Source organism: Aquirufa sp. ROCK2-A2 (assembly GCF_054558485.1).
In genome coordinates this window covers 190,707-199,003 of record NZ_JBPXKA010000004.1, presented here as the reverse complement: position 1 = coordinate 199,003, position 8,297 = coordinate 190,707, and the positions used below count along the sequence as shown (strand labels likewise).

2 protein-coding genes are annotated in these 8,297 nt (G+C 38.0%); both read left to right on the top strand.

The annotated features are described in order from the left end of the window. Window positions 1-151: 151 nt before the first annotated feature. Window positions 152-859 carry a hypothetical protein gene (locus V7S76_RS08245; RefSeq protein ID WP_459509603.1) on the top strand — a complete coding sequence of 236 codons (708 nt, stop codon included), beginning with the start codon at window positions 152-154 and terminating at the stop codon, window positions 857-859. Window positions 860-906: 47 nt separating this feature from the next. Beyond that, window positions 907-8,297 (top strand): beta strand repeat-containing protein (locus V7S76_RS08240; protein ID WP_459509602.1); only part of this gene is annotated, 7,391 nt, incomplete at its 3' end.

Here is an 8,297-nt window from a genome sequence, read left to right as displayed (position 1 = left end):
CTATGAGAACCCGATTTCGCAAATCTCAAAGGTATCGAATCAAACCCATGAGTTTGCCATCAAGTTTACGATCAAGCCCAAAAAGCGAGTAGATGAATTTGCCAAAGAAAAAGAATTAATGAATAAGTAATTTATTAAGAAATAAATATAGATGAAGAATTTTACTTGTATGCTTTTGAAATTGACTTTACTGGTAGGTTTGTTTACCATTAATTTGTCGGCACAGGATTATCAATTTGTCATGGGTTCCAATTTGACGAAATATAATTTAGTTAATTCTCAAGGAGTGTCCGTTGATTTTTTAAAACCTGGTTCTGGACTTCATATGAATATGCGCAGAAGAAGTGCGTTGGTGGATACATTGGAATTGATTTCCTCAGGAAGTGAAAAAGGAGCTTATTACAAACAACATCAAAGTCTTGCGAAGATTCTTAGCATTTTGCATTATGATATAGGAGTAGTTTACAATCAATATAATTCTATGGGTGGAATTCAAAATATCGCATTTGATTATAAGACAGATCACATCGGTCTTGCGCTAGGTTTTGGTCCCGAGTTTAGTTTAGGGAAAGGTTTTCAAGTGGGAACTAAATTAGAGTTCAACGGTCAAAAAATGTTACAAGGTATTCAGATGCTTGGATCTAATTATTATGATTTGAGCAACAACGATCAATTTTCATCATTTAAATTTTTTGGAGGATACTCCTTGGAAATAATTAAAAAAGTAAATCCCAATGTTTCTTTTTTTGTCAAGTATCAAAATCAGCAAACCTTGGTCAGTTCTAAAGCATCCACAGGAAGTTTGGATTTAGTCTCAAATACTTTTGCCTTTGGCTTAAATTTTAAAATTACTAAATAACCAAACATCTAATTCAATCACTTGTACCAATAAAGATTAATCACACAATGAATAAATTACACTTAACCATCATTTTACTTTTTATTTCTTTGGCAACTTTTGCTCAAAAGAAAGGAATGAATTATCAAGCTGTGATCATTGATCCCAAAGCAATTGATATCCCAGGTGTAGCCATCACGGGACAACCATTAGCGAATTCTGATGTTTGTATCAAGTTTGGCATTTTGAATGGAGCCACAATTGAATATGAGGAAATTCAAAAGACCAAGACTGATGAATTTGGTTTGGTGAACTTAATCATTGGGACAGGTGTAAAAACATCATTGAGTACTCGCTTTAATAACTTTGATAGTATTATTTGGGATGCCAACTTGAAAAGTTTACAAGTTTCTGTCAGCTTTGATAACTGCTCATCGTTCAAACAAGTGAGTATTCAAAATTTCAATTACACTCCTTATGCTTTTTATGCAGGATCAGTTGATTATAAAAATGTAGTAGGAGCTCCTAAGGACTTGTCTTTCTTTGGGAACGATGTGGGTTATTTGGTAGATAAAGATTTGGATCCATTGCGTAAAAAGATTGAAACCAATAGTATAGACATTGCGAATAATAAACAAGAGACCTTAGACAAATTTGCGATAGTTAATCAAAGTATAATCGACTTAGATAAAAGAGTAAGCACCAATGAAATCGATATCGATTCCATCAAATTAAAGAATATTGAACAGGATGGAAAGCTTTTTGCTAATGAAACAAAAATCAATCAAGTAAACCTGAATGTGAATAACAGAATTGATTCCTTAAAACTTAGGGTTGATCAACATGATATTAATATTTCCAATTTACAACAAACTGCTACAAATTTAAATTCCAAAATCGATTCAGTAAATACGAGTTTAAATTCCAAAATCGAAACGGTAAATACAGGTTTAACTTCTAAAATTGATTCGGTTAATACGGATTTATCTTCCAAAATTGCAGGGAATTCTAGTCAAATTACGACCATTAACCAAAGTTTGACGGATCAGCAAAATCAAATCACCCAAAATTTCAACAATCAACAAAATCAGATTAATCAAACCAATGCCAATCTGAATAATGTCAATACTAATTTAACCAATACGACCAATAATCTTCAAGGACAAATTTGGGGTTTAGGTAATACCTATGAAGTATTGTCGCATAAATCACCAGATGTTAATTTGGGTTCGGACAATCCAAGCGATGTTTTATATCCAACTCAGAAAGCCGTTAAGAATTATGTCGATGTGACAATTCAAGATGCGATTGCAACAGGTGCTCCGGATGCAACTACCTTAGCAAAAGGTAAAGTGCGCTTAGCAGGGGATCTTGCAGGTACTGCTGATTTTCCAACGGTTCCAGCTTTGGGCAATAAAGAAGAATGGGCTAATAAAACCTCCGATATTGTTGGAAATGCAAGTTCTCAAACTAAATATCCTACCGTAAAAGGTATCAAAGATTATGTAGATGCTTCTGTTACAGGATTAGCTTTTCAGGCTAATTTAGATTTAAAGGCTAACATAGATTCTCCTACATTTACAGGAACACCTGTTCTTCCGGGTGCAACCCAAGCTGCCACTCAACCATTGAACAATAATACCAATGCAATTGCAACCACTGCTTTTGTGCAGTCGGCCTTGGCAGCTGGAGTTGTTGATGCAAATGCTACTACAAAAGGTAAAGTGAAGTTGGCAGGTGATTTGGCTGGTACAGCTGATGCTCCAACCGTTCCAGGTTTGGCATTGAAAGAAGCATTAACGAATAAATCGAGTAATGCCAATTTGGGAACTAGTAATGATTTATACCCCACTCAAGCAGCTGTGAAATCTTATGTAGATACACAATTTGCGAATGCCGCAATTCCAGATGCAACTACCACTTCCAAAGGTAAAATACAATTAGGAGGCGATTTGAATGGGCTTGGAACTAGCGCTTCTGCGCCTGTAATCTCGGATAATGCCATTACAACCAATAAAATAAATGATGCAGCGGTTACCAATGCTAAAATAGCCAATGGCTCCATCAATAATGCTAAAATTGGCGAAACCATTTCAATTGCGAATGGTGGTACGGGTGCAACAACTGCTCCAGCTGCTTTAAGTAATTTGGGGGCTGAGCCAACTGTAAATAAGTCCAATGATGTTAATTTGGGCACAAGTACCGTATTTTTTCCTACCCAAAATGCTGTTAAAAATTATGTAGATAATCAATTTGCAGCAGCAGCAATCCCAGATGCAACCACTAGTTCGAAGGGTAAAATTCAATTAGGTGGAGATTTAAATGGGGTGGGTACATCTGCATCGGCACCCGTTATTTCCGATGCAGCAATTTCTACGAATAAAATTGCTAATACAGCAATTACAACGGCTAAATTGGCTGATGCCTCAGTTACCACTGCTAAAATTGAAAATGCAGCTGTTTCTACCGAAAAATTGGCAAGTGGTGCAGTTACAAGTTCTAAAATTGGAAATTCTGAAGTAAAAACAATTAACCTTGATAATGCTTCCGTAACCTCTACAAAATTAGCAAGCAACAGCGTTGAAACGGATAAAATTCAAAATCTTGCTGTAACAGATGCTAAAATTACTTCCGTAAGTGGATCTAAAGTATCTGGTGATATTTCAGGTAAAGCCGAAAATGTGAATGGTGTAGTCAATCCAGTAAATGGTGGTACAGGTGCTGCAGGGACCCTTTCCGGTTATGTTTTTGGAAACGGCGCAGCGGCTATGACTGCTAGTTCTACTATCCCAGTTGCTGATGTGGTGGATGCTCAAAAAGCTTCTAACTTATCTACCGCTACGGATTTAGGTAGCACTTCAGCCAGTGATACGTTTTATCCATCTCAATTGGCGGTTAAGACTTATGTCGATAGTCATACTAATAATGCAGTTGGTTCATCAACTCAATCTGCATTAAATTTAAAAGAGGATTTAGCCAATAAAGATTCCAACGTCAATTTAGGTGTTAGCAACACGTCATATCCTACTCAAAATGCAGTTAAATCCTATGTGGACACCAAATTTAGCGGTGTAAATGCGATAAATAATTTAACTGGTTTACCGAATATTGCTACCAATCGAGTTTTGGGAAATATGACTGGAGGCACCACCACGCCAGAAGAAATTCCTGTTACAGGAACGGGAAACGTGGTCATGAGTACCAATGCAAATATCAATACGCCAACTATCACAAGTCCAGTATTAAACGGTACCATTTCTGGTTCCGCGGTTGTACCTATTGCAAACGGTGGAACAGGAACAACCGTATTACCTAGCGGTTATGTAAAAGGTGGAGCTACTTCCTTATCAACCGTTTCATCAATTCCATGGCAGGATATTACAGGTGCTGTTCATACAGTGAACGGCAATTTGCCTGATCCTGCAACAGGAAATGTGGCCATTGCCTTTGGTAAAGTTACAACCGGTTTATTTGTTAATCGTCCAGATGTGGCAACAACAAACAATGGAGATATTTTTGTTATTTCTGGAGAAACAGGAGCCAACGCGAGTAACAACGGAAGAACCTTTATCTCTACAGGTGGTGCAAGTGGTGCTTGGAATGAGGTAACACCTAATCAGGCATCTTTAGATGCTCGTTATGTTCAATTAGCAGGAAGCACCATGTTAGGTAATTTGATATTTCCTACAGGAACTAAGGCTACTATGGCAGATGCTCCAGTAAATAATACGGACCTTACCAACAAAGATTATGTTGATTCCAAAATTTCCAATGCTACTCCTGATGCAACCACACTTGCAACAGGTAAAATTCAACTGGCAGGCGATTTAACTGGTACAGCCACCAATCCTGTTGTGGCTGATAAAGTGATTAGTTTTGCTAAAATCCAGGATGTTTCTTCCAATGTCGTTTTGGGTAGAAGTGCTTCTGGGACAGGAAGTATTCAAGCATTGAGTACTTTGCCTGTTTCAACTTTACCAGCCTTGACAGGTGATGTTACTACTGCTCAAGGTACAGCGAATACAACTATTTCAGATCAAGCAGTTACGTTTAATAAAATTCAAAATTTATCTGGACAAAGTAAATTATTAGGTACTGGATCCACAGGAGGTACTCAGGTGGGCGAAATTACATTAGGTACTGGATTGACTATGGATAATGGGGTGTTAAACTCCACCATTGGAACAGTTACCAATGTTAGCGGTACAACGGATCGAGTAGTAGTGACCAATAATGCTACAACACCATCTATCGATATTGCCTCTAATTATGCTGGACAAACATCTATTAATACGGTAGGGACCATAACCACCGGTACATGGAATGGCTCAACCATTGGAGTTGCCAATGGGGGAACAGGAGTAACTACCTTGCCAGCAGGATATTTGAAGGCTGACGGAACAAATCCATTTACGACTTCTGCAACAATTCCAGTATCGGATGTAGTGGATGCAGAAACAATTAATAATAAATCGACAGCCACGGATTTAGGTGGAAACGCAGCAGATGATGTGAAATATCCATCGCAATTAGCTGTAAAAACTTATGTGGATGCCACGGTTTCAGGTGCTACTCCAGAAGCAACAACCAATTTATTAGGTAAAATTAAATTGGGTGGCGATTTATCTGGTTCTGGTACTACAGCTAGCGCACCCATCATTACTTCAGGAGCAGTTAATACCGATAAATTAGCAGACAACTCTGTAACCACAGCCAAAATTGTTGATGGTGCTGTTCAGACAGATGATATAGCCGATTTAGCTGTGACCAATGCAAAATTGGCTCAAAGTGCGGTTACGTCTGACAAAATTGAAAATGGTACCATTGCAACCATTGATGTGGCCGACAATGCCATCGTAACATCAAAAATTACTGACTTAAATGTAACTACTGCTAAAATTGATCAAGCAGCAGTTACCACAGAAAAAATAGCAGCTGGTTCAAATAATACAGTTTTAGTAACTGATGGAACTGGTGCTGTTCAATGGTTAGATAAAAACTCTTTTGGTGCAATTGCAGATATGACAAGCATTGAAGGCGCTGGTACAACTGCAAGTCCATTCAAAGTAAAAGATTTGGGAATCATAACAGCCAAAATTAATGACGCTGCTGTTACCACCATCAAGATTGCGGATTCCAATGTGACCACCGCTAAAATTGCAGATGCCAATATTACCACCGCTAAAATTGCGGACCTAAATGTAACCAATGCTAAATTGGAAGTGGATGCGATTACAACTGATAAAATCAAAGATGGAGAAGTTCAAACTTCGGATATCTTGGATGCCAATGTGACCACTTCAAAAATCGCAGATTCCAATATTACAACAAGTAAAATTGCTGATTTAGCAGTTACGACCACAAAAATTGCTCCTGGAGCCAATAACAATGTATTAGTTACTGATAATACCGGGGCAGTTGCTTGGATCGATAAAAATGATTTGGGTTCTGTAGCCGATATGGCATCCATTGAAGGAGAAGGAACTACTGCAAGTCCGTTTAAAGTAAAAGATTTAGGTATCATCACTGCAAAAATCGCTGATGCAGCAGTTACTACCATTAAAATTGCTGATTTAAATGTGACCAATGCGAAATTGGAAGCAGATGCGATTACCACAGATAAAATCAAAGATGGAGAAGTTCAAACTGCTGATATCAAAGATGCGAACGTCACTACTGCTAAAATTGCTGATTTAAATGTGACCAATGCGAAATTGGAAGCAGATGCGATTACCACAGATAAAATCAAAGATGGGGAAGTTCAAACAGCGGATATCAAAGATGCGAACGTCACTACTGCTAAAATTGCTGATTTAAATGTGACCAATGCGAAATTGGAAGCAGATGCGATTACCACAGATAAAATCAAAGATGGGGAAGTTCAAACAGCGGATATTAAAGATGCAAACGTTACCACTGCTAAGATTGCAGATGCCAATGTAACAACAGTTAAAATTGCGGATTCAAATGTAACGACAGCTAAAATCGCTGATGCGAATGTAACAACCGCTAAAATCGCGGACTTAAATGTGACCAATGCGAAATTGGAAGCAGATGCGATCACCACAGATAAAATCAAAGACGGAGAAGTTCAAACGTCAGATATTAAAGATGCCAATGTAACTACTGCTAAAATTGCGGATTCCAATGTAACAACAGCTAAAATCGCTGATGCCAATGTAACAACCGCTAAAATTGCAGATTTAAATGTGACCAATGCGAAATTGGAAGCAGATGCGATCACCACAGATAAAATCAAAGATGGTGAAGTTCAAACAGCAGATATCAAAGATGCCAATGTAACTACGGCTAAAATTGCAGATGCTAATGTAACGCCATCAAAAATCGCGCCAGGTGGAAATAATAAGGTTTTAGTAACCGATAATGCAGGTGTAGTAGCCTGGTTGGATAATGCATCATTTGGAGCTGTTGCTGACATGACGACCATTGAAGGTGCGGGAACAACGGATAGTCCATTCAAAGTAAAAGATCTTGGAATCATAACTGCAAAAATCGCAGATGCAGCAGTGACCACCATTAAAATTGCCGACTTAAATGTAACCAATGCCAAATTGGAAGCTGATGCTATTACAACAGATAAAATCAAAGACGGAGAAGTTCAAACCTCTGACATCAAAGATGCCAATGTAACAACAGCTAAAATCGCGGATTCGAATGTTACCACAGCTAAAATCTTAGATGCCAATGTTACAACAGCTAAAATTGCAGACTTAAATGTAACCAATGCTAAATTGGAAGCTGATGCTATTACCACAGATAAAATCAAAGACGGAGAAGTTCAAACAGCAGATATCAAAGATGCCAATGTAACAACAGCTAAAATCGCTGATTCAAATGTTACCACAGCTAAAATCTTAGATGCCAATGTTACGACAGCCAAAATAGCCGATTTAAATGTAACCAATGCCAAATTGGAAACAGATGCAATCACAACGGATAAAATCAAAGATGGTGAAGTCCAAACCGCTGATATCAAAGATGCCAACGTAACGACTGCTAAAATTGCCGATTCAAACGTAACGACGGCTAAAATAGCAGATTTGAATGTGACAACTGCTAAAGTAGCTAACTCGGCAATCACTACGGATAAAATTGCGGCTGGTTCCAATAGTACAGTTTTAGTGACCGATGCGAATGGAGCCGTTCAATGGTTAGATAAAAATTCTTTCGGCGCAGTGGCTGATATGTCGACCATCGAAGGTGCTGGTACAACAGCAAGTCCTTTCAAAGTAAAAGATTTAGGAATTATTACTGCAAAAATCGCAGATGCAGCAGTGACTACCATTAAAATAGCTGATTTAAATGTAACCAATGCTAAATTGGAAGCAGATGCTATTACCACAGATAAAATCAAAGACGGTGAAGTTCAAACGGCAGACATCAAAGATGCGAATGTAACGACAGCAAAAATTGCGGATTCCAACGTTACCACTGCTAA

Bases quoted from the DNA above. Each gene is read 5' to 3' on its own strand.
- V7S76_RS08245 (WP_459509603.1), top strand. From the start codon at position 152: ATGAAGAATTTTACTTGTATGCTTTTGAAATTGACTTTACTGGTAGGT.